This is a genomic window from Streptomyces beijiangensis (assembly GCF_017315755.1).
Lineage (GTDB): Bacteria > Actinomycetota > Actinomycetes > Streptomycetales > Streptomycetaceae > Streptomyces > Streptomyces beijiangensis.
In genome coordinates, this window is record NZ_JAFLRJ010001064.1 from 1 (window position 1) to 843 (window position 843).

The following is an 843-nucleotide window of genomic DNA, read 5'->3' on the forward strand; positions in this document are numbered from 1 at the left end:
GGGTGACGGGGTGACGGGGTGACTGCGCCGACTGCCGGGCGCGCAGGGTGTCTTGGAAGTACCGCCGCGTGCGACGACACTGGAGGGGCACTCCGTAGTTCCGTCCGCGGCAGCCCCGGGAGGGCGGCAGCATGGAGCAGATCCAACAGGTCCTTACCGAGGTCATGAAGATCAGGGGGGCGCTCGGCGCCGCCGTCGTGGACTACCTCAGCCGGGTCACCCTCGGCGTGCAGGGCAATGGATCGGACCTCGATCTGTACAAGGTCGGGGAGGTCGACACCGATGTGATCCGGGCCAAGCTCCACGCCCTGGCCGTCCTCGGCTATCCGCCCGGCGACCTGCAGGACATCCTGGTGACGCTCACCGACGAGTTCCACCTCATCCACCCGCTGTCGCAGCGCGCGATGCAGGGCGTGTTCATCTATCTCGTACTGGACCGCAACAGCACCGCTCTGGCCGTGGCCCGCGCACGACTGCGCGAGATCGAGAAAGCTTTCGACCTCTGACGCCCCCGCGCGGGATCCGGGACTAGGCTGGAAACGGACATCGCCGCAGTCGGCTGGAGGCTCTGGAGGCTGTCGTGTGAGTGATCAAGTCCCGTACCCCAAAGGGAATCTGCCCGCCCCGCTCTCCGCCTTCATCGGCCGCAAACCGGAGATCGCGGCGATCGGCCGCGCCCTGCGGAGGGAGCCGCTGGTCACTCTGACCGGGGTCGGCGGCGTGGGCAAGACCCGGCTCGCGGTCCAGGCCGCGACCGCCGTCCGGAGCCGGTTCCCCGACGGGATCTGGCTGGTGGAGCTCGCCGAGCTGCAGTCGGACGACCTGGTGGCCCGTGCTGTCGCC

General features: G+C 69.2%; 1 protein-coding gene and 1 pseudogene. Both read left to right on the forward strand.

Annotation, left to right across the window (positions count from 1 at the left end; translation table 11 throughout):
- Positions 1-131: 131 nt before the first annotated feature.
- Entirely contained in the window at positions 132-506 is a 375-nt protein-coding gene (locus tag J0695_RS40555; RefSeq protein WP_206969811.1) for a hypothetical protein, read from the forward strand.
- A 76-nt stretch (positions 507-582) separates the two neighbouring features.
- Positions 583-843: pseudogene (locus J0695_RS40560) on the forward strand (regulator); the annotation flags it as partial.

Excerpts from the sequence above, each read along its gene's own strand:
- J0695_RS40555 (WP_206969811.1), top strand. The coding sequence starts at position 132 with ATGGAGCAGATCCAACAGGTCCTTACCGAGGTCATGAAGATCAGGGGG.